The sequence below is a fragment of the Tistrella arctica genome (assembly GCF_039630945.1).
Taxonomy (GTDB): Bacteria; Pseudomonadota; Alphaproteobacteria; order Tistrellales; family Tistrellaceae; genus Tistrella; species Tistrella bauzanensis.
Genome location: NZ_JBBKTV010000006.1, coordinates 152,431 through 176,214, shown reverse-complemented (window position 1 = coordinate 176,214; position 23,784 = coordinate 152,431). Strand labels below are relative to the sequence as shown.

Genomic DNA, 23,784 nt, shown 5'->3' with positions numbered 1-23,784 from the left:
ATCATTGCGGCGCCGCCGGATCGGTATCGGGAGAGGTGGTCCTGGCGGCGTCCCCCTGCGGGCGGGGACGTTTGGTGGCGGTCAGGGCCGGCCAGGTTCTGGACAGCAGGGCGATGATGGCATCCACCGCCACCTCATGCGGTGCGTCGGTGCTGTCGATGGCCAGGTCCGCCGTGGCATAGACCGGATGGCGTTCGGCCACCAGCCGTTCCAGAGTCGCCATGGCGTCGCCTTCAGCGATCAATGGCCGGGTGTGGCGGCGTTTCATCACCCGTCTGGCGATCACCGCCACATCCGCGCGCAGCCAGATCGACACGCCGTCGGCGGCGATGCGGGCGCGGGTTTCCTCGTCCATGAAGGCCCCGCCACCGGTGGCGACGATCCGCGGCTTTTCATCCAGCAGCCGGGCCAGCACGCGGCGTTCACCGCGGCGGAATTCGGCTTCGCCATACAGCCTGAAGATCTCGGGGATCGGCAGCCCGGCCGCCTTTTCGATTTCCGTGTCGGCATCGACGAAGTCGATACCCAGTCGCTGGGCCAGCCGGCGGCCGACACTGCTTTTGCCGACCCCCATCAGACCGACCAGAACGATGGACCGGTTGATCAGCCGTCGGTCGAAGACCGGCCTGCCGATGCGTCCGGGAGCGCCCGGCCCGGTCGGCGTGCCGTCGTGGTCATCCACGTTGGCATCGTCATCCACGTTGGCATCGTCATCCAGATTGGCATCGTCATCCGGGGTGGCGTCGTCGTCCGGGGTGGCGTCGTCGTCCGCGGTGGCGGGGCTGTGGCTTGGCTGGCTGCTATCGTCGGTCAAGATGTCGAACCGGGCTCAATCAGGGGCGGGGCCGCGCCCGATCTGGAAGGCTGACGGCGGCGGAACGGCAGGATGCCGACGAAGCGCCCCACCGGCGGACAGGGTGGAGATGCCGGCAGGCGGAGGCGATGCCACGGCACGACCGGCCACGGCCCTCCGGTGTCGAGTTGAAACCCGGATGGCGAACCGATAGGCTGCCGAGCGCGCGGTGACACGCGGCCAGGCTGGAAATAAAGCACAGGTCCGGCCGTCGCGGCAATCGCGGAGGCCGGGGAGACGATCCCCGGCGGTCCCACTTCCCCCCCGATGCGAGGCGCCAGGCGTGCTGATCCGCTTCATTCTGATCCTGCTTCTCGTCGCCATCCTGGGTGGCGGCGCCTTCCTCATGACCTTCGACATGCCGGCGCCGGTGCGCGCGGTCGAGAAGGTCGTGCCCAATGACAAGCTTGTCCGCTGACCGGCGCCATCCCCGCCACCGCCCGCCGCTGAACCCGGCCGGGCGGCCCCTGCATGTGATCCTGGCCCTGTTGATGGCCGGCGGGGGGATGGTCGGGGGCGTGCTGGCGGCGATGCCTGTTGCGGCGCAGCCTCTGCGTCTGGTGCCGGACGCGCCCGCGGATGAACCGGCAGCCGACGGGCGGTCGGCGCCGCCCTCGCGCGCGGTTCTGCCGGCACCATCGGTGCAGGTGCGCCCCCCCGCCCTGTCCGGGGCGCCGGTCGCGACACCGCCGCCGGTGACCCCGCCACGCGTGCTTGCCACGCCGCCGCCGGCGCGACCGGCTGCACCGCCACCGCCACCGCCACCGCCACCGCCACCTCCGCCACCTCCGCCACCGCTTCCGCCACCCCCGCCGCCTCCGGCTGCACCCGCAGCACCGGTTGCGACCGAAACGGCGCCGGATGGCGAAGATGATGGCGATCCGGTGCCGGCCGATCTGTGGCAGGGCAGCACTGCCGCGCGGATCGATGTCGCGCTGGCGGGGCTGACCGGTCAGGCGCCCTGGGCCACGGCGCGCGGGGTGCTGCGCGATCTGCTGGCGACGGAGGGGCCGGCCCCGGCCGGGGCCGATACCGGCCGGTTCGCCGACCGCCGCGCCGCGGCCCTGCTGGCCTTGGGAGATGCCCGCGCGGCGGTGGCCGTGGCCGATGCGGCCGGCCATCCGCCCCCCGATGGCGCCCTGCTGCTGGCGGGCGACGAGGCGCGGGCCTGTGCGCCGGTGCTGCCTGCGGCCACAGCCGGCGGCACGATCGCCATATCGGCGGCGGCCGAGACCCGGCACATGCCATCGGCTTCCGATGCGGAGGCGGCCGTGCTGGCCTGTCACCTGCTGTCGGCGGGCGATGCTGCCCTGCCGGCCGGGCTGGTGTCGGCGGCTGGTGCCATATCGGGTGTGGTTGCGCGGGCGGCCGTCACGGCCGGCCCGGTCGTGATCGACGATCTGGACCCGGCGATGCTGACCCCGGCGGATCTGGCTGTGCTGGCCCGGCGCGGGATCAGCGCCGATGCGTCGGCCGACAGTGTTGCCGCACTGGCGGCGGGGCTGGGTGATGCCGGTCTGTTGCGGCTGGCCGGTGCCGGGACGGTATCGCCCTTCCACCGGCTGGTGCTGATCGAGGCGGCGGCCACGCGCGGGTTGATCGCGCCGGAGCGGCTGGCCGGCGGATGGCTCGCCGCGGCTGCGGCCGAGCGCAGTGCCGCCCTGTCGGGTGCGGCGCGTGCCGGCGAGGCGCGGCCCGAACGGCTTCGGGCGCGGCAGTTCGCCGCCGCCGCCGCCGAGCGCAACCCGGCGGCGCGACTGTTCGGCATCGCCACGCTGGTGCGTGCCGCCGCCGGCGCCGATCCGCTGATGACCGCCGCCGCCGCCGGTGCGACGGCGCCGCTGCTGGACCCGGCCGTGATCCGCGGGCTCGACCCCGACAGCCGGATCGACGCCGCGCGGCTGGCGCTGGCGGGAGGCGGCGTCGATGCGGCGGCCGCGATGCTGGGGGCGGCGGAGGACCGGCCGGCGGCGCTGACGGCGGCGCTGGCCGATGATGGCGAGTTCACCGCGCTGGCCCTGGTGGCCTTCGAGGATGCCGGCGCCGTGCTGGGGGTCGATGTCTCCCGCCTGGACATGGGCCCCTGGCTTGGCGGTCTGGCCGGGCCGGCACGCGAGGTCGCGACCGCGGCCATCGGCCTGTTCGCGCCCGAGGCCTTGCCGCTGCCGACCCCCGATGCCGGGGTGATCGAGGGCGCGATGACCCCGGTGCCGGCGGTGTGGTTCGCGCTCAGGGCCGCGGCCGATGGCGGCCGGCTGGGCGAAACCGCCGCCCTGGCGCTGATGCTGCTGGAAGCGCGGCCCGAGGCCGGCGCCATCGGTATCGCCGGCGGGCTGGAAGGCCTGCGGCTGGCCGGGCTGGATACCGAGGCGCGCCGGCTGGCGGTGGAGATGATGATCGCCGCCGGGGCCGTGTCGGGCCTGGCGCCGGGGGTGTGAGCATGCCGGCGCCAGATGAGGGCACAGGCTGTTCCCCTCCGGCCGAAAAGCCCGCGCCGCTGACGGCCGACCGGCTGCGGATCGAGGCCTTTCTTGAAATGCTGGGGGCGGAGGGTGGTGTCGCCGACAACACCCTGATCGCCTATGCGACCGATCTGGCCGATGCCGCCATCACCCTGAAGCCCGAAGGCGGGCTTGCCACCGCCGGTGCCGACGGGCTGTCGCGCTATCTGGCGGCGCTGGAAGCGCGCGGTCTGGCGCCCTGGACCCAGGCGCGGCGGCTGTCGGCCCTGCGGCGGTTCTTCCGGTTTCTGGTCAGCGACGGCCGCAGACCCGACCAGCCGACCGACCGGCTGGACGCGCCGCGCCGCCACCGGCCGCTGCCACGGATGCTGTCGGAAGACGATGTCGACCGGCTGATCAATGCCGCCCATGCCATGGAAGGCCCGGAAGGCCGCCGGCTGGCCGCGATCGTGGAACTGCTCTATGCCACCGGCCTGCGGGTGTCGGAACTGGTGACGCTGCCGGCCGCTGCCCTGATCCGCGATCCGCGGGTGCTGATGGTGCGCGGCAAGGGCGGGCGCGACCGGATCGTGCCGCTGGGCGCGCCGGCCCGTGCGGCGGCGGCCGCCTATCTGGCGGTGCGCGGCGTATTTCTGCCCGCCGATCGCAAAGCCCAGAGCTTTCTGTTCCCGTCCCGCGCCGCCGAGGGGCATCTGACCCGGCAGCGGATCGGCCAGTTGCTGAAGGCGCTGGCGCTGGATGCCGGCATCGCGCCAGAGCGGGTGTCGCCGCATGTCCTGCGCCACGCCTTTGCCAGCCATCTGTTGAGCGGCGGCGCCGATCTGCGGGTGGTGCAGCAATTGCTGGGCCATGCCGACATCACCACCACCCAGATCTATACCCATGTTCTGGATGCCGATCTGCGCCGGGCGATCGAGCGCGCCCATCCGCTGGCGGGCGCGGGCCGCCGGGGTGGGTAAGGGGCGGCGGCAGGCCATCACCGGTCGTCGGGTGAGGGTGCCCCCAGACGGATGATATCGATGCGATAGCCGTTGCCAGGCCGGGCGTCGAGGCTCTGCACGGCCGTCTGGCCGGTGATGGCATCGATGAAGGCCGCGGCGGCCTGGGCGCCGGGCAGACCGTCGGGGATCGGACCCAGATAATTGACCAGCACACAGTCGCTGTGCGGCGCGGATCGGGCGATGTGGCGGGCGAGTTGCGTGATCTCGGCCGGGCCCAGATAATACAGCACCTCGGACAGCACGATCAGGTCGGCGGCCACACCTGGCCAGTCGCGGGGCAGGTCGGCCTGCTGGAAGCGCAGGCGCGGGTCGGCGCCGTGATGCCGGCGCGCGAGCCGCAATGCGACCCCGGAGACATCCAGGCCGATCAGCCGGTCGCAGCGCCCGGCCAGGCGCGCCGACAGGGCGCCGATCGAACATCCGGCCTCGATGCCCAGGCGGTAGTGCGGCCGGGGCAGGGCGTCCAGCGTCGCCTGATATTTGGCCCGTTCATAGGGCGAGGTTGCCACCTGCCACGGATCGGGATCGCGGCGGTACAGCCGGTCGAAGCGGGCGGCACGGGGGAGGTTGCCGGTCACGGCCGGCTGCCGATGAACCGGGCGCCGATGAACAGTTCGGGCGTGTCGATGAAGTGGCGCCGGGTGGCCGCATCCATCACGAAGCCCTGCGGGTCGCCGGTGATCAGACGGGTCATCTGCGAGCGGTGGCACATCACGGCCCGGGCCTTCACCCGCCGCAGCGCGGTGGTGTGGAAGCGGTATAGCCGATCATGCGGACCGGGCACGGTTTCCGTGAACCGGCCCCAGATCGGGAACTGCCAGAGCCGCAGCCCCGGCCGCGCGGCGGCAAGCCGGCGCGCGATCGCCGCCACCCGCTGATGGTCGATATGAGGGTCGCCCTCCCAGGTCGTCCACACGGCCCGCGTGGCCGTCTGGTCGATCAGGGCGCCGATGCGGTCGTGCAGCGCCTGTGCCGCCGCATCACCGACGGCGATCCCCTGATCGCGTTCGCCCAGCGCCACCACGCGCGCGGGCGCCCGCAGACGGCTGCCGGTGAGTGTCGCCGCCGCCTTGCGCAGTTCGCGCAGCCGCAGCGCCACCAGCCGTTCCGGTGGAAAGCCGGGCGCGTCGGGATGAGATCCCCGGCCGTCGGTGACCACGGCCACAGTCACCGCCACACCCCGCCGGCTGGCGGCGGCGATGGCGGCGCCACAGCCCAGCGACTCGTCATCCGGATGCGGGGTCAGCACCAGAACCGGCCCGCCACCGGTCAACCGGTCGATATGGATCACCGGTGCCGCCGGCGCCGCGCGCAGCAGATGGCCCTGCGCGAAAGGTGTCACCCCGGGGGCCGGGGGCATCGGCCGCGCCGTCACCACAGACCCCGGCCATCGGCGGCGCGGGCGGCAAGGATCCGACCCGCCGCCAGCAGCTTGGCATCCGGTGCTGCCTGACGGATGAACAGCGACAGGTCGCGGCGCAGCCGTTCGATATCGCTGCCCCGATCATGGGCCTGCATGCCCAGCGATGCCTCCGCCAGGGCCAGCACCGCCACGCACATCTCCTCGACCGTCTGGCGGGCGAGCAGGCAGCCGGCCACCGCATGGTCGACGACCGCGATCGGGCCGCCGGCCGCGGCCTCGGCCGCGATCGCGGCCTCGCGCACAGTGGCGAGCGATGCCCGACACAGCGCCACGGCGCGGGCGAACCGGGTGAGTTGCAGTGGATCGTTCAAGCGGTCTGCCGCCGCGAGCCGGTCGTGCCAGACGCTGATCAGCGCCTCGGCGCCACCGATATGGGCGGCGCAATAGCGCCAGATCCCGCCCTCGAAATGCGGCTCGCGGCCATAGGCGCCGGGGGCGCCCAGCAGGTCGTCCGCGCCCAGCGTGACCCCGCCCAGATCGATGCGGCCCGAGACGGTGGCGCGCATGCCGGCGGCCGTCCAGGCGCCTGGATCGTGCCGCGCAGGATCGGTGACGTCGACCACCGCCAGACGGGGGGCGGCTGCGTCGGAGAGGGCTGGGCCGGGGGTGGGGCCAGCCGCCGGCCGCAGGCTGACCACCGCCAGCCCGACCAGCCCCAGCCCCGACGCGAAGCGCTTGCCGCCGGTGAGGGTGATACGACCATCCGCGCCGACGGTGCCAGTCAGCGGCGTGGCATCATCCGCCGCCCAGACCCCCATCAGGCAGCCATCGCGCACCGCCGCCGACACGCGCCCGATCATCGGGGTATCACCATAGAGCGCGACCAGCTTCACGGCGTTCATGTGGCCTTCGATCAGACGCGCCACCGGCAGACTGGCCCGGCCGATGCGGCGCAGCACCTCCATTGCCTCGACGGTGCCGGCGGCCGTCTGCCCCAGGCCCAGGGCGCGGCCCCGCTGATCGACGGGCAGGGGACCACGCAACACGCCGGCGGCGGCCAGCCGGTCGATATCGGGGCCGAGCCCCGCGGTGCCGGCATCGGCATCGGCGGCACGCGCGGCGATGGTGGCGAGCGCCGCGTCCAGCGCCGTCGGGGCAGGTGCCGCGATCATGACGCCAACCGCCGGGCCGGAAGCCGGCTGTGGCCGCAGACGAGGGACGCGAGTTGGGCGAGTTGTGGCAGATGGGCCTGAACCGCGCTCCAGCGCATCCGGGGATGGCGCAGCGACGGGCTCGCCGCGTCCAGCGCCGCCCAGGCGGCGCCGAAGCCCGGCCGCTGTCCCCAATGGCGGCGCAGGATCGCGCGCATCGACACCCGGCGCAGCAGGATGTCGGGCGGGGCGAAATCCTCGTCCGACAGCGGATCGGGTTGGGTGAGTGGTGCGGCCAGCGTTGCCGCCAGGCCGCCCGCCGCCCGTCCGGCCATCCGGCATGACGTGATGACCCGCACCCGGTCGGCATGGCGCACCGGCAGGTCATGGGCGGCCATGTGCCGGGCCAAGGCGCGATCTTCGGCCCAGGGCACCGCCGGCAGGCCGCCAACCCGGTCGTAATGGTGCCCCCGCATTGCCAGACTGGCGCCACAGGCCATGCCGTGATGTGGCCAGGGATCGGCCGGATCGGGATCGATGGCTGTGGCGATGCGCAGCGACAGCCGCCGGTACTGGCCTTCCACCACGGCCCGCCGGCGCGCCGCCGCAGGCAGCGCCGCCCATTCGGTGGCATCGAATTGCAGCCGGCCGCAGACCAGGGCGGCGCCGGCATCGAGCGCGTGGCGGGTGGCTGTCAGCCAGTCGGGTGCCGGGCGGGTGTCGGCATCGGTGGTGGCCAGCACCCCGTCGGCCGAAAGGTGGGCGCGCGCCAGATCCATCGCCAGTCGCCGCGCGCCACCGGCATGGGCATGGGCCGGCGGCAGCGAGACATCGACCAGATCGAGCGCCGGGCCGTTGCCGGGCAGACCGCGCGCCCAGGCGGCGGCACGCGCCACGGTGTCGTCGGTGGCGTTGTTGACCAGAAGCAGGATGACACCCCCGTCACCGGTGGCGTCCAGCGCGACGCGGCAGGCATCGAGGCAGCCGGTGATCTGTGCTGCCTCATCGCGCGCCGGAATGGCGATCGCATGACATGGCCGCGCGGGGCGGCCGAACAGCCATCGTCCGGTGATCCATGGGCTGGCCGTTGTCACCTTGCGCGTCCTCCCGAAAGCCATGGCCGCCCTGAGACAAGGGGCCGGCCTGAGGAAACTCTTCGGCGCCGGTTTTGTTCACCTTGAGAGGAGAGATCACAGATCGACAGGAGAAGGATCGGGCCCATGTCCGAGACCGACCATGCCCCGTATGAAACGCGCAGAGAGGCCGTCGACCGGGCGGCAAGGCAGCGCAACCGGTTCGAATATCTGGCGGGTGGCGCCGCTGCGATCCTGCTGGCGGCCTGTGCCGTGGCACTGCTCAGCCAGGGCGGCACCAGCGCCCGTCCGGCGGCCGACCGGATGATCGGCTGGGGGTTCATCGCGCTGGCGCTGGGACTGGCGGTGGCCGGCTGGCTGCTGCACCGGCAGAGCCGCGCGGCCCGCAGGGTGGACCCGGCGCTGACCGCGCGTGATGCATTGCTGGCCCGGCTTGCGGCCGAGCGCGACCTGCTGCGCAGCGCCTGGCGCTGGTATGTGCTGCCCCTGGTGCCGGGCTTCGCGCTGGTCTACGCCGGGGGTATGAGCGACCCCGATCCCGGCATGCTGTTCATGATCGCGGCAGCGGCGCTGACCGTGGCCCTGCTGGCCGGTATCGTGCTGCTGAACCGGCATGCGGCGGCGGCCTTCGACCGTGAGATCCGGGCGGTGCGGTCAGAGCGCCCGGCCGATATCGGCGGCGGCGTCGACCACCATCCGGCCCAGGGCATCGAGCCGGTCGTCGGAGATCCGGGCGGTGGGGCCGCTGATCGACAGGGCGGCGATGGGTTGAAGCCCCCGCGGCGGTGAGATCGCTGCGGCGACGCAGCGCAGGCCGACCGATTGTTCCTCGTCGTCCAGCGCCCAGCCACGGGCGGCGATGACGGCCAGTTCGGCGGCAAGCCCCTCCGATCCGGTGCCCGTGGCCTGGACCGGCAGAGGCCGGCTGCCGGCGGCCAGCAGCGCCTTGCCGACGCCGGTGGAGATCATCGGCACCCGCGCGCCGGGCCGGGCGAAGGCCCGCATCATCTCGGCGCATTCGACCTGCGCCAGATACAGCATGCGGTCGTCCGCGCGGATCGCGAGATTGACGGTTTCGCCCGAGCGTTCCATCAGCCGCTGCATCACCGGCCGCGCTGCCGCCGCCAGATGGCGCGCCGGATCGAAGGCCTGACCGGTGATGAAGGCTTCAGGCCCCACCCGCCACAGATTGTGTGCGGCATCGAAGCTGGCCCAGCCGCGGGCGGCCAGTGTGTTCAGCAGCCGGTGGGCGGTGGATGCGGCGAGCCCCGCCTTGCGCGCGGCCGGCGACAGCCCGATACCGCCGGGTGTCTCCGCCAGGATCCGGAGCAGGTCGAGGGCGCGGGTCACCGCCTGCACCGACCCGGTCGCACCGGTGGCGGCCGTGGCGGCGGGCATGGGCGTGTCGTCGGGGGTGTCATTCTGGCTCATGGTCCCTGCATAGCATGCCGGCCGGGTATTTTCCATAGAATGGAAAGCCATTCCGTTTCCTTGCGGGCGGGGCGGCGGTTTGCTATGGTGCGCCGCGACAAGAGACACCGCGAGCGCGGCCACGGAACCGGCACGCGCAGCCCAGACACCGGAGAGCGAGCATGAGCTTCACGATCGTCAAGGAGGCCACTCCGCGCCTCAACCGCAGCGAACTCGCGGTGCCGGGCTCCAGCCCCAAATTCTTCGAGAAGGCCGCCAAGGGCGACGCCGACGTGATCTTCCTGGATCTTGAGGACGCGGTCGCCCCCGACGACAAGCCGCAGGCCCGCAAGAACATCATCCAGGCCCTGAACGACATCGACTGGCGCGGCAACGGCAAGACGATGAGCGTGCGGATCAACGGGCTGGATACCCATTACATGTACCGCGACGTGGTGGATGTGGTGGAGCAGGCCGGTCACAATCTCGACCTGATCATGATCCCCAAGATCGGCACGCCCGGCGATGTGTATGCGCTGGACATGCTGGTGACCCAGATCGAGCAGGCCAAGGGCATCAAGCACCGCATCGGCTTTGAGCTGATCATCGAGACGGCGCTGGGCATGGCGAATATCAACGAGATCGCCAAGGCCAGCCCGCGGCTGGAATCGCTGCATTTCGGCGTGGCCGACTATTCCGCCTCGACCCGCGCCCGCACCACCAATATCGGCGGCGCCAACGCCAATTACGGCGTGCTGACCGAGGCCAATGCCGATGGCGCGCGCGATTATCACTGGGGCGACCAGTGGCATTACGCCCTGTCGCGGATGGTGGTTGCGGCCCGTGCCAACGGCCTGCGCCCGATCGACGGCCCGTTCGGCGACTTCTCGGATGGCGACGGCTTCCGCGCCCAGGCGCACCGCTCGGCGGCGCTGGGCTGCGAGGGCAAATGGGCGATCCATCCCTCGCAGGTCGCCCTGGCCAACGAGGTCATGTCGCCCTCCGAGGCCGATGTGAGCAAGGCCCGTCGCATTCTTGAGGCGATGGAACAGGCCCAGAAGGAAGGCAAGGGTGCCGTGACCATGGATGGCAAGCTGATCGACATCGCCTCGATCCGTCAGGCCGAAGGCATCGTCGCCAAGGCCGACCAGATCAGCCGCCGCTGATCGCGACCGGCGCGGTTTCGCGCGGATTGCGGCGTCAAGAATGGCGGTGCCGATGTGGCACCGCCGTTTTTTTTCGGCTAAGGTGCCGCCCAAGATCGGGAATATCTCTGTCTTTCGCAGGCGCACCCTTGCCGTGTTCAACCGGAAGGGGCATGTCTGACGGCGGATGTCCCTGCCACCAGCCGAGAGCCCTCCATGAACCATTTCCTGGATTTCGAGAAGCCGATCGCTGAACTCGAAGGGAAGATCAAGGAACTTCGCCATCTGTCCGGCGAGACCGGGGTCAATATCGTCGAGGAAGTCGGCAAGCTTGAGACCAAGGTCGACCGGCTGCTGCGCCAGATCTATGCCAAGCTGACCGCCTGGCAGAAGACCCAGGTTGCCCGCCATCCCGAGCGCCCGCATCTGTCGCATTACCTGAGCCGTCTGGTGACCGATTTCACCCCGCTCGCCGGTGATCGCTGCTTTGGCGAGGACGAGGCGGTGATCGGCGGTCTGGGCCGGATCGGCGATCGCGCGGTGATGGTGATCGGCCAGGAAAAGGGGCATGACGTCGAAAGCCGGGTGCGGCACAATTTCGGCATGGCGCGCCCCGAAGGCTATCGCAAGGCCCAGCGGCTGATGCGCATGGCCGACCGCTTCGGCCTGCCGGTGGTGACCTTCGTCGATACCGCCGGTGCCTATCCGGGCGTGGGGGCCGAGGAACGCGGCCAGGCCGAGGCCATCGCCCGTTCGATCGAGGTCTGCCTCGACATCCGCGTGCCGCTGGTGACGGTGGTGATCGGCGAGGGCGGCAGCGGTGGCGCCATCGCGCTCGCCGCCGCCAACAAGGTGCTGATGCTTGAGCATTCGATCTATTCGGTGATCAGCCCCGAGGGCTGCGCCTCGATCCTGTGGCGGTCGGGCGAGAATGCCAAGGATGCCGCCGAGGCGCTGAAGCTGACCGCGCAGGACATGCTGAAGGTGCGGCTGATCGACCAGATCATCGAGGAACCGCTGGGCGGCGCCCATCGCTCTCCCGACGAGGCGGTGGACAGTGTCGGCCGCGCGATCGAGGCGATGCTGAGCGAGCTTGAACCCAGGACCGGCGACGAGCTGCGCAATCTGCGTCGCGACAAGTTCATCGCCATGGGCCGCGATCTCGACGCGTGACCACCTGCCCGGCCGGCACCTGGATCGACCCCGACGACAACACGGTCATCACCGAGGCGGCGCTGGTCGCGCGGCTTGGCGATGTGCGCGTGGTGCTGGCCGGTGAACGCCATGACGTGATGGCGATCCATCTGTGGCAGGCAGATCTGGCGCGTCTGCTGCTGGCCGCCCGCGGCCGGATCGCGATCGGCTTCGAGATGTTTCCCCGTGACGTGCAGCCGGCGCTCGACGACTGGTGCGCCGGTCGCATCGCCGATGAGACGGCGTTTCTCGACGCGGTCGGCTGGTCGCAGATCTGGGGCTTCGATCCGGCGCTGTATCTGCCGCTGATCCGGCTGGGCCGGCTGGATGGCGTCAGCCTGCTGGGGCTGAACTGCCGGCGCGATCTGGTGCGGCGGGTCGGTCGCGACGGGTTCGATGCCGCAGCCGCCATGGCCGCCGAAGACGGCGTGTCGCGTCCGGCGCCAGCCAGTGCCGCCTATCGCCTGCAACTCGCCGCGATGACCGGGCGCATCATGGCCGATCCGGCGGCGGATCCCGAAGGTGCCCGACGCTTCGACCGCTTCGTCGCCGCCCAGCAGGTCTGGGACCGGGCCTTCGCCTGCAATATCGCCCGCGCGCTGGACGGTCCGGATGCACCCCCGGTGGTGCTGGGCATCATCGGTCGCGGCCATATGTCGTTCGGCAACGGCACCCCGCACCAACTGGCCGATCTGGGCATCACCGATACCGCGGTGCTGCTGACCGGCTCGGCGGAGGATCGCTTCGCCCTGACGTCCGGGTCGGCCGACGCCGTCTGGCACGTCGATACCTGATCGACGGTCGTGACATGTGCCGACCGCCTGCGGATGGCGGACGTTCGGGCCAGGGATGACAGTCGGCGACGGTTTCAATCGCCGCCGAGGTCATGCCGATGTCGCCTGTATCCACCACACCATCCGTCTCGTCTGCCCTGGACGCCAAGGCCTGGGTGCTGCTGCTCACCCTTGCAACACTCTGGGGTGGATCTTTTCTGTTCGTCGGCATCGCCGTTCGCGAGGTCGGGCCGCTGACCGTCGCGGCGCTGCGGGTCAGTCTGGCGCTGCCGGTTCTCGGCCTGCTGGCCTTGCCGGCACTCCGCCGGATGCGCGGCCGTGACGTGCCGATCCGGGCCCTCATCGTCATGGGGCTGCTCAACAACGTTCTGCCGTTCGCGCTCACCGCCTGGGCGCAGACCCGCATGACCAGCGGCATGGCGGCGACGGTGAATGCGACCACTCCCTTCCTCACCATCCTGGTGGCGCCACTCTTCGGGCTGGTCGAGACGCGGGGGGCACGGCGGGTGGCGGGTATTCTCTGCGGCATCGCCGGGGTGGCTATCGCCGTTCGCCCCTGGGATGGCGCGGCCGGCGCCGATCCGGCCGGCGTTGGCGCAGGTGTGCTTGCGGCCCTGTCCTATGCGATAGCGGCAGCCTATGCCCGACGGAGCGGGCTGGGCGATCTGACGCCCGCGATCGCGGCCTTCGGCATGGTCGCGGCGGCAGCTCTGGTGCTGGCACCGGCGGCCCTGGTGGTCGAGACGCCCCTGGCCGATCTTGCCGCCAGCGGCCATGGAACCTGGGCGGCAATTTGCGGCGTGGCACTGATCGGCACCGCCGCCGCCTATCCGGTCTATTTCCGCCTGCTCGCCCTGGCCGGCCCCGCCAACCTTCTGCTTGTCACCCTGCTGATGCCGATGATCGCCATCCTTGCCGGCGCGGTGGTGCTGGGCGAGGCGGTCGCCATGCTCATGCCCCTGGGGCTCAGCCTGGTCGCTTTCGGCCTTGTGATGGTCGATGGCCGGGTTTTCAAACGCAGACACCCGCGGCACCGGTGATGCCACGGGTGTTCTCGGGGTCTCCTGCGGTGACGGCCGATCGTCAGACCAGACGGCCGTGGCAGTGCTTGAATTTCTTGCCGGACCCGCAGGGGCAGTTGCTGTTGCGGGGCGTGCGCTCCCAGCCTTCGGGCAGGGCCGATGGCGGCGCGTCCTCGCCCGGGGCATCGGTCATCGCGGCGGCGCCGGGCAGGCTCTCGGTGGTGGGCTGCATCGGCCGTTCGGCATCGGCGGGCTGCTGGGCGCTGGCGGTGCGGATTTCCAGATGCGACAGCACCTGGGTCACCGTCTCGCGCATCCGGTCGAGCATGCCTTCAAACAGCGAGAAGGCTTCGCGCTTGTACTCGTTCAGCGGATCCTTCTGCGCATAGGCGCGCAGCACGATGCCCTGGCGGAGATAGTCGAGCTGAAGCAGATGCTCTTTCCAGTGATGGTCGATGATCTGGAGAAGCAGGCTCTTTTCGACCCGATGCATGGTCTCAAGGCCATAGGCCTCGACCTTGGTCGCCATCACCGCGTCGGAGGCCTGGGTGATCCGCTCGCGCAGCGCCTCGGGGTCGATGCCTTCCTCGGCCGCCCAGTCCTTGATCGGCAGGTCGCAAGCCAGCACCTTCTGGCAGCGCTCGGTGAGCTCGGTCACCTTCCACTGCTCAGGATAAGACTTCTCAGGGGCTGCCTCGGCGACGATCTCGGCGATGACCTCGTGGCGCATCGACAGCACAGTGTCGTCGACCCGCTCGGCATTCATCATCTCGCGGCGCTGTTCATAGACGACCTTGCGCTGGTCGTTCATGACGTCGTCATAGCGCAGCAGATTCTTGCGGATGTCGAAGTTGCGCGCCTCGACCTTCTGCTGTGCCTTTTCGAGCGCCTTGTTGATCCAGGGGTGGGTGATCGCCTCACCCTCTTCCAGACCGAGCCGCCGCAGCATGCCGTCGATGCGCTCGGACCCGAAGATCCGCATCAGGTCGTCTTCCAGCGACACAAAGAATTTCGACGCGCCGGGATCGCCCTGGCGGCCCGCACGGCCGCGCAACTGATTGTCGATGCGCCGGCTTTCATGGCGTTCGGAGCCGATGACGTAAAGCCCGCCCGCTGCCATCACCTGGGCGCGCGCCGCCTCGACCTCGGTTTCGATTTCCGCCGTCCGGCGGGCACGCTCGGCCTCGTCGGTGATGTCGGCAAGCTCGGCCTCGACCCGCATCTGGACGTTGCCGCCCAGTTGGATATCGGTGCCGCGACCGGCCATGTTGGTGGCGATGGTCACGGCACCCGGCCTGCCGGCCTGGGCGATGATCTGGGCTTCCTGCTCGTGATAGCGGGCGTTCAGCACCTGATGCGGGACGCCGCCTTCGGTGAACATCCGCGACAGAAGTTCCGATTTCTCGATCGAGACGGTGCCGATCAGGATCGGCTGGCCCTTGGCCGCCGCCTGCTTCACCTCGGTCACGATCGCCTGGATCTTCTCGCGCTCGGACCGGTAGACCTCGTCATCGGCATCCTTGCGCTGGACGTCGCGATTGGTCGGGATCGCCACGACTTCCAGCTTGTAGATCTCGGCGAATTCGCCGGCCTCGGTCAAGGCGGTGCCGGTCATGCCCGACAGCTTGGGATAGAGGCGGAAATAGTTCTGGAAGGTGATCGAGGCCAGCGTCTGGTTCTCGTTCTGGATCGTCACCTGTTCCTTGGCTTCCAGCGCCTGGTGCAGCCCTTCGGAATAGCGGCGGCCTTCCATCATCCGGCCGGTGAACTCGTCGATGATGATGACCTTGTCATCCTTGACGATATAGTCCACGTCGCGGGTGAACAGCTTGTGGGCGCGCAGCGCCTGGTTCACGTGATGGACGATCGCGACATTGTCGATGTCATAGAGCCCGCCGGTGATCAGCCCGGCCTCGCCCAGCGCCGCCTCGATCCGCTCCTGGCCGACCTCGGTCAGGATCACCGAGCGCTGCTTCTCGTCCTTCTCGAAATCATCCTCGCCCAGATCGGGGATGAAGCGGTTGATCAGCCGGTACAGCTCGGAATTGTCTTCCGTGGGACCGGAAATGATCAGCGGCGTGCGGGCTTCGTCGATCAGGATGCTGTCGACCTCGTCGACGATCGCGAAGTTGAACGGCCGCTGAACCATCTGGTCCAGGCCGTACTTCATGTTGTCGCGCAGATAGTCGAAGCCGAATTCGTTGTTGGTGCCATAGGTGATATCGGCGGCATAGGCCAGCCTGCGGCTGTAATCGTCCATGCCGGGCAGGATGGCGCCGACGGTCAGGCCCAGGAAGCGGTGCACCCGCCCCATCCATTCCGAGTCGCGTCGCGCCAGATAGTCGTTGACGGTGACGACGTGGACGCCCTTGCCTTCCAGGGCGTTCAGATAGGCGGCCAGTGTCGAGACCAGGGTCTTGCCTTCGCCGGTCTTCATCTCGGCGATGCGACCCTGATGCAGCACCATGCCGCCAACAAGCTGCACGTCGAAATGCCGCTGCCCCAGAACCCGGCGCGCCGCCTCGCGCACCGTGGCGAAGGCATCGACCAGAAGGTCGTCGAGCGGCTCGCCCTTGGCAAGACGCCCGCGAAATTCGTCGGTGCGGGCACGGAGTCCGGCATCGTCGAGAGCCTGAACCTCGGGCTCCTTGGCGTTGATCGCCTGAACCGCCCGCTGGAGCGACTTCACCGTCCGATCGTTGGCGGTACCGAAAATCCGCCGGGCTAGAGCGCCGAACATGTAATCCCCTGACCTGGCTCCCGAGCACGCGATGCCGTCCGGTCCGGAGCTTTCGGTTGGCGGACGGCGCCTGCACTCACGCGCGACAGATAACGGACAGGGCGCAGACCCTCGTCCGAGATCGTTCCTCAAATAAGCGGTCGGGGGTGCCCTGTCAATCACGCCGGCCACCTGTTCCGCACGGCGCGCCATATCGACATGCCGTCCATGTGGGCGCGGGCCGCGTGCCTGGGCCGCTCATCCGGTTTCCCGACCGACCGCATTGGTTTTCAACACTTGTGATCGCCGGCCGGCTGTGCATCATGAGCGTCCTGATCCGTCGGCCGCCTGTCAGCCGGCGACAAATCCCGGCGGGCCGGCGACCTCTGCCCGATCCCGAGCCCTGACCGATCCCCAAGGGAGAAAGTCCGTATGCTCATGCGCAGCGCGCGTCGGCCGTTCGGTGCCGCCATCGCCGCCCTGCTCCTTGCCTCCACGGTGCCGTTCGCGGCCGTGCGGGCAGCCGAGGAGCCGAAGGCCGAAGATCCGGTCGTCGCCCGCGTCGACGGTTCCGACATCCGCCGCTCGGACGTGGTCGCCGCCTATGAAACCCTGCCCCCGCCCTATCGGTCGCTGCCCTTCGAGCAGCTGTATGACACGCTGCTCGACAACGTGATCAGCAGCCGGCTGATGGTCGAGGCCGCCCGCAAGCAGGGGTTGGAGTCTGAAGACGACGTGAAGCAGCGCATCCAGCGCGCGGCCGACCGCGTTCTGACCGAGGCCTATCTGACCCGGCTGATCGACAATGCCGTCACCGACGAGGCCCTGAAGGCCGCGTATGACGACTTCAAGACCAGCTTCACGCCCGAGGAAGAGGTCCGCGCCCGCCATATTCTGGTGGCGACCGAGGACGAGGCCAAGGCGGTCAAGGCCGAACTCGACAAGGGTGGCGATTTCGCCAAGATCGCGGCCGACAAGTCGACCGATCCCGGCGCCGCCAATGGGGGCGATCTGGGCTTCTTCACCGCCGACCGGATGGTGAAGCCGTTCGCCGATGCCGCCTTCGCGATGAAGCCGGGCGAGATTTCCGACCCGGTGCAGAGCCAGTTCGGCTGGCACGTCATCAAGCTGGAAGAGCGCCGCAAGCAGCCGGTTCCGTCCTTCGAGGACAAGAAGCAGGAGCTTGAGGTGCAGTTGCAGCGCGAGGCCGTCGACGACGCGCTGGAAGCGCTGAAGGCCGATGCCGAGGTGGAGCGTCTCACCGAGACGATGCCCGAAGCTCCGGCAGCCGAAGCTCCGGCAGCCGAAGCTCCGGCAGCCGAGGCCCCGGCTGCGGAAGCCGGCGCGGCACCCAAGAGCTGACCCACCCGACCGGCCCGGCCTCTGGCGTTTCATCGCCGAAGGCCGGGCCGTTGATGTTCCAGGTCTGACCCGTACGGCGGGGGATGGCTCGCATCCTCCGCCGTCATCCCGTTCGGAGACATCGCCTGATGAGCGCTAAGACGTCGCCTCTGGCACCTGCATCCTTCCCTGATATGCCCCCGATCGCGGGTGTGCGCCTCGCCACGGGCATGACCGGGCTGAGATATAAGGGCCGTGACGACCTGCTCTGGGCGGAGTTCGCGCCCGGCACCGTGGTTGCCGGCTGCTTCACCACCACCGCCACCCGGGCGGCGCCGGTGCGCTGGTGCGAAACCGCGCTGGCCGGCGGCCGGGCGCGGGCGCTGGTGGTGAATGCCGGCAATGCCAATGCCTTCACCGGTCCGACCGGTGCCCGCTCGGTGGCGGCCGAGGTGGATGCGGCGGCGGCGGTGCTGGAGTGTGCGCGCGAAGAGGTGTTCGTCGCCTCGACCGGCGTGATCGGCGTGCCGATGGACCCCAAGCCGATCGCCGATCTGCTGCCGCAATTGTCGGGACGGGCCGGCAGCGACAATGCCGCCTGGCAGGCTGCCGCGCGGTCGATCATGACCACCGACACCTTCCCCAAGGGATCGGTCGCAACCGCGACCGTCGATGGCCGCACGGTCACGGTCGCGGGCTTCGCCAAGGGATCGGGCATGATCGCGCCGAACATGGCGACCATGCTGGGCTTCGTGTTCACCGATACGGCGATCGGCGCCACCCTGGCACAGCGGCTGCTGGCGCGCGCGGTCGACCGCTCGTTCAATGCGATCACGGTCGATGGCGACACCTCGACCAATGATTGCGTGATGATGTTCGCGACCGGCGCCGCCGGCAACCGAGTGCTGGCCGAGGAAGACGCCGATGGTGCCGCCTTCGCCGCCGCCCTGGAGGCGGTGCTGTCGGATCTGGCCCGCCAGGTGGTGCGCGATGGCGAGGGGGCGACCAAATTCGTCACCCTGACCATCACCGGCGCCGAGAATGACGCGGCCGCCCGCCGCATCGGCCTGACCGTCGCCAATTCGCCGCTGGTCAAGACCGCCATCGCCGGATCGGACGCCAACTGGGGTCGGATCGTGGCGGCGCTGGGCCGGTCGGGCGAGCGGGTGGCCGAAGACCGGCTGCGCATCCATATCGGCGGCGTGCTGGTGGCCGAGAACGGCGCCGTGCACCCCGATTACGACGAGACGGCCCATGTCGCTGACTATATGAAGGGCGAGGAGATCGAGATTGCCGTCGATGTGGGTATCGGCGAGGGGGTGGCCACGGTGTGGACCTGCGATCTGACCCATGGCTATATCGAGATCAACGCCGATTACCGGAGCTGACACCGTCATGCCCGACGACGCCGAGCTGTATGGCTGCGCCGCCGCGGCCCCTTTGCCCGCCGGGCCGGCGAAGCTGCTGCTGGTGGTTGCCGTGGCGCTGCTGGATGTCGACAACCGGGTGCTGATCGCGAAGCGCCCGGAAGGCAAGGCGATGGCGGGCTTGTGGGAATTCCCCGGCGGCAAGGTGGCGCCGGGGGAGCGCCCTGAAGCGGCGCTGGTCCGCGAGCTTCACGAAGAGCTCGGCATCGACACCAGCGCCTCATGCCTGGCGCCGGCCACCTTTGCCAGCCACGCCTATCCCGATTTTCATCTGCTGATGCCGGTCTATGTCTGCCGGCAGTGGCGCGGCACCCCCACCCCGCGTGAGGGCCAGACACTGGCCTGGGTGCGGATTTCCAGGCTGCGCGACTATCCGATGCCGCCTGCCGACCTGCCGCTGATCGCCATGCTCAGGGATATGCTGTAGAGCGGCCCACCTTTGGCGGCAATCCCGCCCTCGACCATCACGGATACTCTGGCATCTGGTTCAGAGTATCACCGTCGGCTTGCTCCAACATGAAAAACGCCGGCCTCCCAGACATGGGAGGCCGGCGTTCTCGTCGGGAAGCCGTGGGCGTCGGGAAGCCTGTGGGCGGATCAGATCAGGATTTCGGCGATCTGCACCGTGTTCAACGCCGCGCCCTTCAGCAACTGGTCGCCGCAGACGAAGAAGTCGAGGCCGGTGTCGCCGAAGACCAGGCTTTCGCGGATGCGGCCGACCTCGACGTCATATTTGGTCGAGGCGGTCAGCGGCATCGGGTAGAGCTTCGCCGCCGGGTCGTCGGTCACCTGAACGCCGGGGGTCTTGGCCAGCACGGCGCGGGCGGCGGCCGGCGTGATCGGGCGCAGGGTCTCGATGGTCACCGCCTCGGCATGGGCGCGCATGGTCGGCACCCGCACCGCCGTGCACGACAACAGCACCTCGGGCGCCTCCATGATCTTGCGGGTTTCCCACAAGACCTTCATTTCCTCACGCGTGTAGCCATTGTCCTGGAAGCTGTCGATATGCGGGATCAGGTTGAAGGCCAGCGGATGGGCGAATTTCGAGGCCGTCACCGGCTGGCCGGCCAGGAATTCGCGCGCACCCTCGGCAAGCTCGGTCATGCCTTCGGCGCCGGCGCCGCTGGCCGCCTGATAGGTGGAGACGATGGCGCGCTTCACACCGAATTCGGCATGCAGTGGCGCCAGCGCCATCAGCAGGATGGCGGTGGTGCAGTTGGGATTGGCGATCAGGGTCTGGCCCAGCGCGCGGCGGCCATTGATCTCCGGCACCACCAGCGGCACCGCGTCGTCGTAGCGGAAGGCCGAGGAATTGTCGATCACGATGGCGCCGCCGGCGCTTGAGATCGCGGGCGCGAATTCCTTGGCGAAATCGCCCGACACCGCCAGGAACACGATGTCCATCGCCCGCGTGGCCTCGACCGAGAACGCCTCGATGGTCACCGGGCCGAACGCGGTCTCGGTGGTTTTGCCGGCACTCCGCTCGGAGGCGAAGAGATGAAGCTCGGTCACGGGAAAGCGCCGGTCCTTGAGGACCTGGATCGTTTCCTGACCGACCGCGCCGGTGGCGCCGACGATACCGATCCGCATGGGATGTGTTCCTTGGGGTTTGAGCGTGTCGGGAACGACGCGCGGGCCTCGGATCATTCAGAGATGATGCCGGCCCCGCGCATCTGCAAGCGGCGCGCACGCTAACAGCTTGGTCCCCCACGCGCAACGGCCGGCGGTATACCGGGTGGCTCGGTTGAAAAGTTCTCGGGGCAGGGGCGGTTGCCGGCGATAATCCGGGGGCTCAGTATCCGAGGGCGCAGCCATCCTTGCGCGGGTCGGAACCGCCGATCAGCACGCCGCGCTCCCAGTCGATCACGATCGCCTGGGCGCCACCCAGCGGCTGGGCCGCGGCACGGACCCGGTTGCCGAGGCCGATCAACTGCGGCATCAGCGTGGGGGCCGCGCCGGTTTCCAGTTCCAGCACCCCGCCCATGGCCTGACTGCGCGGCAGGTCGATCGCCGCCTGCGGATCGAGCCCGTGGTCGAGCATCCGGGCAAGCAGGGTGGCATGGCCGATGGCCTGATACTGACCGCCCATCACGCCGAAACTCATCACCGGGCGCCGGCCATCGCCCATCATGCCGGCGACCAGGGTATGCGGCGGGCGACGCCCCGGCGTGTAGTGCCCGGGCGTTCCGGGGCGCAGACGGAAGCCGGTGCCGCGGCTGTTGAACAACACGCCCGACCGTGGGCAGGTGATGCCGCTGCCGAAGGCCGAGAAGATCGAGTTGACCATCGACACCGCGGTCTGGTCGCGATCGACCACGGTGACGTATACCGTGTCGCCGCTGCCGCCGGGTGCGCGCGGGCTGGGCGCCACCCTGGCACCGGCGGCAATCTGCGGCGCCAGGCGGCGGGCCTCGTCCATGATCCGGGTGGCGCCGCCATCCTCGTCGCCGAAGCGGTCCTCCGGGTCGGACAGATGCTGGTCGCGGAGCGCGATGGCGGCCTCGCTCGCCCGCGCGATCAGATCGTGAAAGGCCGGCCCGTCGGGGTCGAGGGCCGCGACATCGACACCCTCGATCATCGCCAGGATCGCCAGCGCGATCAGTCCCTGGCTGTTGGGCGGGGTCTCGAAGATATGACGGCCGCGATACTGCCCGGCGGCCGGGTCGGTATAGTGCCCGGCATGGCCGGCGAAATCGTCGAGACTGTGGCAGCCGCCCAGACCGCGCAGGGTCTCGACCATGTCTTCCGCGATCCAGCCCTCATAGAATGCCGCCGGGCCATCCTTGGCGATGGCCGACAATGTGCGGCACATCTGGGTCTGCGCGATCCGGGCGCCGGCCTCGGGCGCGCGGGCGCCGGCCAGGAAGCTCTGGGCGGTCACCTCGTTGCGCGACAGCAATTCGACATGACAGGCCCAGTCGGCGGCCACCCGCGGCGCCACCGGCGCGCCGGCACGGGCAAGGTCGATCGCCGGTGCCAGCACCCGGTCGAGCCCCAGCCGGCCGTGATCGGCCGACAACCGCGCCCAGGCTTCCACCGCCCCCGGCACGGTCACGGCCAGCGGATCGGTCTGGGGCACGGCGGTGGCGCCTTCGGCCAACAGCCGGTCGATGCCGGGGCCACTGGCCGCCGCCGCCCGGCCGGTGCCGTTATAACAGAGCGGCCGGGCCTCCCCGGCGCGCTGGATCAGTGCCCAGCAGTCCCCGCCCACCCCGGTCATGTGGGGTTCGAGCAGCCCCAGCACCGCGACCGCGGCGATCGCCGCATCAACCGCGTTGCCGCCGGCCTTCAACTTGTCGAGGGCAACCAGGGTCGCCAGCGGGTGCGAGGTCGCAGCCATGGCTTCGTTGGCATAGACGGCCGACCGTCCGGGCCGCTGGAAATCGCGCATCTGGGGGGCCTTTCCGCGAAGATCGCCTGAGATGCATGATCTTGGCACGAATGTGCGCGGCGCGCGAGGTCTGGCGCCCACTGCATGGCCGACCCGCAGGCTTGCGGGTTGTGCCATCGAGCCGGATGGCCCATCTTGAGCCTGCCCCCGGCCGCTATCACCCGTTCAGAACCAGAGCCCGACCACCTTGTCCGACCCGACACGAGAAGATCCGTCGAGCCAGTATGCCCGGATGGTGGCAGAGGGGCGCCTTGCCGCCGATCCGGCCCAGGCGGCAGCCGTCGAGCGGTTGAGCGCGCTGCTGCGCCGGATGAGTGCGGCACCCTCGCCATCGGCGCCGGCGTCGGCATCCCGCAAACGCGGCCTGCTTGGCCGGCTGTTCGGTGGATCGGAGGCTGATGACGGCCCGCCGCCGATGCCGGCCGGACCGCGCGGCCTGTATCTGTGGGGCGGTGTCGGGCGCGGCAAATCGATGCTGATGGACATGGCCTTCCGTGCCGCACCGGTGGCGCCGAAGCGGCGGGTGCATTTCCATGCCTTCATGCTGGATATCCACGCCCGGCTGCATGCCTGGCGTACCACCGGCGACCAGGATCGTGAACCCGACCCGTTGCCGCGGATCGCCGATGCCGTGGCCGCCGAAGCCCGGCTGCTGTGCTTCGACGAATTCCAGGTCCGCGACGTCGCCGACGCCATGATTCTGGGGCGGCTGTTCACCCATGTGCTGGCACGCGGGGTGTTCGTGATCGCGACATCGAACCGTCCGCCCGAAGATCTGTATCTCGACGGCCTGCAACGTGACCGGTTCCTGCCCTTCATCCGGCTGGTCCGCGACAGCCTGGAGGTGATGGAGCTGGCGGCCGACCGCGACTATCGTCTGGATCGACTGACGCTGATGCCGGTCTATCATGTGCCGGCCGACGCATCGGCGCGGCGGGCGCTGGACGAGGCCTTCAGCGATCTTGCCGGCGGGGCCGCGCCGGCACGCGCGGTGCTGGACGTGTCGGGGCGGCGGATCGATGTGCCGATGGCGGCGGGCGGCGTGGCGCGGTTCGGTTTCGCCGATCTGTGTGCGAAACCGCTGGGTGCCGCCGATTACATCGAGATCGCCCGTCAGCACCACACCGTGATTATCGACGGGATTCCGGCGATGGGCCCGGAAAAGCGCGACCAGGCCGCACGTTTTGTCACGCTCGTCGACGAACTATATGAACACCGGGTGAAGCTGGTCTGCTCGGCGGCGGCGTGGCCCGACGATCTGTACCCGGCGGGTGACGGATCGTTCGAGTTTGCCCGCACCGCATCGAGGCTGGCCGAGATGCAGAGCAAGGAGTATCTGGCGCTGCCGCATCTGACCTGAACGCGGCGGGCGGCACGGGCCGCGCGGCGGGGGCGCCCAACCGGGGTTGCTTGCTTC

20 protein-coding genes are annotated in these 23,784 nt (G+C 69.8%); 11 read left to right on the top strand and 9 right to left on the bottom strand.

Annotated elements, in window-relative coordinates; all coding sequences use genetic code 11:
- Position 1 precedes the first annotated feature (1 nt).
- Complete coding sequence (locus WG924_RS14815) at positions 2 to 634, bottom strand: shikimate kinase (protein WP_345934129.1); 633 nt, start codon at positions 632 to 634, stop codon at positions 2 to 4.
- Positions 635 to 1,136: 502 nt separating this feature from the next.
- Here WG924_RS14815 and WG924_RS14810 point away from each other — a divergent pair.
- Genes WG924_RS14810 through WG924_RS14800 form a run of 3 tightly spaced genes read left to right on the top strand, consistent with a single transcriptional unit; the run spans position 1,137 to position 4,274 of the window.
- Positions 1,137 to 1,271: a hypothetical protein gene (locus WG924_RS14810; RefSeq protein WP_345933823.1), complete on the top strand. Its 135-nt coding sequence runs from the start codon at positions 1,137 to 1,139 to the stop codon at positions 1,269 to 1,271.
- Positions 1,252 to 3,291, top strand: a complete 2,040-nt coding sequence (locus WG924_RS14805; RefSeq protein WP_345933822.1) for a hypothetical protein — start codon at positions 1,252 to 1,254, stop codon at positions 3,289 to 3,291. Before WG924_RS14810 ends, WG924_RS14805 begins: the two co-directional genes overlap by 20 nt.
- A gap of 2 nt (positions 3,292 to 3,293) precedes the next feature.
- A complete protein-coding gene (locus WG924_RS14800) occupies positions 3,294 to 4,274 on the top strand; it encodes a tyrosine recombinase (RefSeq protein WP_345933821.1) in 981 nt (326 codons plus the stop codon).
- 17 nt (positions 4,275 to 4,291) lie between these two features.
- Here the strand turns inward: WG924_RS14800 and WG924_RS14795 are convergent, their stop codons facing one another.
- From WG924_RS14795 to WG924_RS14775, 5 genes are all read right to left on the bottom strand, one after another.
- Positions 4,292 to 4,894: an SAM-dependent methyltransferase gene (locus WG924_RS14795; RefSeq protein WP_345933820.1), complete on the bottom strand. Its 603-nt coding sequence runs from the start codon at positions 4,892 to 4,894 to the stop codon at positions 4,292 to 4,294.
- Positions 4,891 to 5,676 (bottom strand): PIG-L deacetylase family protein, encoded by a 786-nt coding sequence (locus tag WG924_RS14790; protein ID WP_345933819.1) that lies wholly within the window; start codon positions 5,674 to 5,676, stop codon positions 4,891 to 4,893. Before WG924_RS14790 ends, WG924_RS14795 begins: the two co-directional genes overlap by 4 nt.
- 11 nt (positions 5,677 to 5,687) lie before the next feature.
- Positions 5,688 to 6,851, bottom strand: coding sequence for an acyl-CoA dehydrogenase family protein (locus WG924_RS14785; protein WP_345933817.1), 1,164 nt, complete (start codon positions 6,849 to 6,851; stop codon positions 5,688 to 5,690).
- A complete protein-coding gene (locus tag WG924_RS14780) occupies positions 6,848 to 7,924 on the bottom strand; it encodes a glycosyltransferase family 2 protein (RefSeq protein ID WP_345933816.1) in 1,077 nt (358 codons plus the stop codon). Before WG924_RS14780 ends, WG924_RS14785 begins: the two co-directional genes overlap by 4 nt.
- Positions 7,925 to 8,578: 654 nt before the next feature.
- Entirely contained in the window at positions 8,579 to 9,355 is a 777-nt protein-coding gene (locus WG924_RS14775) for an IclR family transcriptional regulator (protein WP_345933815.1), read from the bottom strand.
- A 161-nt stretch (positions 9,356 to 9,516) separates the two neighbouring features.
- Here WG924_RS14775 and WG924_RS14770 point away from each other — a divergent pair, with 161 nt between their 5' ends.
- From WG924_RS14770 to WG924_RS14755, 4 genes are all read left to right on the top strand, one after another.
- Complete coding sequence (locus WG924_RS14770; RefSeq protein ID WP_345933814.1) at positions 9,517 to 10,500, top strand: HpcH/HpaI aldolase/citrate lyase family protein; 984 nt, start codon at positions 9,517 to 9,519, stop codon at positions 10,498 to 10,500.
- A gap of 195 nt (positions 10,501 to 10,695) precedes the next feature.
- The gene (locus WG924_RS14765) at positions 10,696 to 11,652 is read left to right on the top strand and encodes an acetyl-CoA carboxylase carboxyltransferase subunit alpha (RefSeq protein ID WP_345933813.1); all 957 of its coding nucleotides are present in this window, start codon (positions 10,696 to 10,698) and stop codon (positions 11,650 to 11,652) included.
- Positions 11,649 to 12,467 carry a ChaN family lipoprotein gene (locus WG924_RS14760; RefSeq protein WP_345933812.1) on the top strand — a complete coding sequence of 273 codons (819 nt, stop codon included), beginning with the start codon at positions 11,649 to 11,651 and terminating at the stop codon, positions 12,465 to 12,467. Before WG924_RS14765 ends, WG924_RS14760 begins: the two co-directional genes overlap by 4 nt.
- A gap of 98 nt (positions 12,468 to 12,565) precedes the next feature.
- Complete coding sequence (locus tag WG924_RS14755) at positions 12,566 to 13,507, top strand: DMT family transporter (protein WP_345933811.1); 942 nt, start codon at positions 12,566 to 12,568, stop codon at positions 13,505 to 13,507.
- 43 nt (positions 13,508 to 13,550) lie between these two features.
- Here the strand turns inward: WG924_RS14755 and secA are convergent, their stop codons facing one another.
- Positions 13,551 to 16,229 carry a preprotein translocase subunit SecA gene (secA, locus tag WG924_RS14750; protein WP_345933810.1) on the bottom strand — a complete coding sequence of 893 codons (2,679 nt, stop codon included), beginning with the start codon at positions 16,227 to 16,229 and terminating at the stop codon, positions 13,551 to 13,553.
- A 411-nt stretch (positions 16,230 to 16,640) separates the two neighbouring features.
- Here secA and WG924_RS14745 point away from each other — a divergent pair, with 411 nt between their 5' ends.
- The 3 genes from WG924_RS14745 (at position 16,641) to mutT (ending at position 19,403) form a co-directional block, all read left to right on the top strand.
- Complete coding sequence (locus WG924_RS14745) at positions 16,641 to 17,570, top strand: peptidylprolyl isomerase (RefSeq protein ID WP_345933809.1); 930 nt, start codon at positions 16,641 to 16,643, stop codon at positions 17,568 to 17,570.
- A gap of 128 nt (positions 17,571 to 17,698) precedes the next feature.
- Positions 17,699 to 18,937, top strand: a complete 1,239-nt coding sequence (argJ, locus tag WG924_RS14740; protein ID WP_345933808.1) for a bifunctional glutamate N-acetyltransferase/amino-acid acetyltransferase ArgJ — start codon at positions 17,699 to 17,701, stop codon at positions 18,935 to 18,937.
- 7 nt (positions 18,938 to 18,944) lie between these two features.
- Positions 18,945 to 19,403: an 8-oxo-dGTP diphosphatase MutT gene (mutT, locus tag WG924_RS14735; RefSeq protein ID WP_345933807.1), complete on the top strand. Its 459-nt coding sequence runs from the start codon at positions 18,945 to 18,947 to the stop codon at positions 19,401 to 19,403.
- Between the two features lie 170 nt (positions 19,404 to 19,573).
- On the opposite strand, the gene WG924_RS14730 is transcribed toward mutT, so the two are convergent.
- A complete protein-coding gene (locus WG924_RS14730) occupies positions 19,574 to 20,566 on the bottom strand; it encodes an aspartate-semialdehyde dehydrogenase (protein WP_345933805.1) in 993 nt (330 codons plus the stop codon).
- A gap of 202 nt (positions 20,567 to 20,768) precedes the next feature.
- Positions 20,769 to 22,367, bottom strand: a complete 1,599-nt coding sequence (locus WG924_RS14725; RefSeq protein WP_345933804.1) for a gamma-glutamyltransferase family protein — start codon at positions 22,365 to 22,367, stop codon at positions 20,769 to 20,771.
- A gap of 187 nt (positions 22,368 to 22,554) precedes the next feature.
- Between WG924_RS14725 and zapE the strand changes: the two genes are divergently transcribed.
- On the top strand, positions 22,555 to 23,727 hold the full coding sequence (gene zapE / locus WG924_RS14720) for a cell division protein ZapE (RefSeq protein WP_345933803.1): 1,173 nt from the start codon (positions 22,555 to 22,557) through the stop codon (positions 23,725 to 23,727).
- Positions 23,728 to 23,784: the final 57 nt, after the last annotated feature.

Coding starts and splice junctions, on each gene's coding strand:
- argJ (WP_345933808.1), top strand. CDS start 17,699: ATGAGCGCTAAGACGTCGCCTCTGGCACCTGCATCCTTCCCTGATATG.
- WG924_RS14745 (WP_345933809.1), top strand. CDS start 16,641: ATGCTCATGCGCAGCGCGCGTCGGCCGTTCGGTGCCGCCATCGCCGCC.
- WG924_RS14800 (WP_345933821.1), top strand. CDS start 3,294: ATGCCGGCGCCAGATGAGGGCACAGGCTGTTCCCCTCCGGCCGAAAAG.
- mutT (WP_345933807.1), top strand. CDS start 18,945: ATGCCCGACGACGCCGAGCTGTATGGCTGCGCCGCCGCGGCCCCTTTG.
- WG924_RS14755 (WP_345933811.1), top strand. CDS start 12,566: ATGTCGCCTGTATCCACCACACCATCCGTCTCGTCTGCCCTGGACGCC.
- WG924_RS14730 (WP_345933805.1), bottom strand. CDS start 20,566: ATGCGGATCGGTATCGTCGGCGCCACCGGCGCGGTCGGTCAGGAAACG.
- WG924_RS14765 (WP_345933813.1), top strand. CDS start 10,696: ATGAACCATTTCCTGGATTTCGAGAAGCCGATCGCTGAACTCGAAGGG.
- WG924_RS14725 (WP_345933804.1), bottom strand. CDS start 22,367: ATGCGCGATTTCCAGCGGCCCGGACGGTCGGCCGTCTATGCCAACGAA.
- WG924_RS14790 (WP_345933819.1), bottom strand. CDS start 5,676: ATGCCCCCGGCCCCCGGGGTGACACCTTTCGCGCAGGGCCATCTGCTG.
- WG924_RS14770 (WP_345933814.1), top strand. CDS start 9,517: ATGAGCTTCACGATCGTCAAGGAGGCCACTCCGCGCCTCAACCGCAGC.
- WG924_RS14785 (WP_345933817.1), bottom strand. CDS start 6,851: ATGATCGCGGCACCTGCCCCGACGGCGCTGGACGCGGCGCTCGCCACC.
- secA (WP_345933810.1), bottom strand. CDS start 16,229: ATGTTCGGCGCTCTAGCCCGGCGGATTTTCGGTACCGCCAACGATCGG.
- WG924_RS14775 (WP_345933815.1), bottom strand. CDS start 9,355: ATGAGCCAGAATGACACCCCCGACGACACGCCCATGCCCGCCGCCACG.
- WG924_RS14805 (WP_345933822.1), top strand. CDS start 1,252: ATGACAAGCTTGTCCGCTGACCGGCGCCATCCCCGCCACCGCCCGCCG.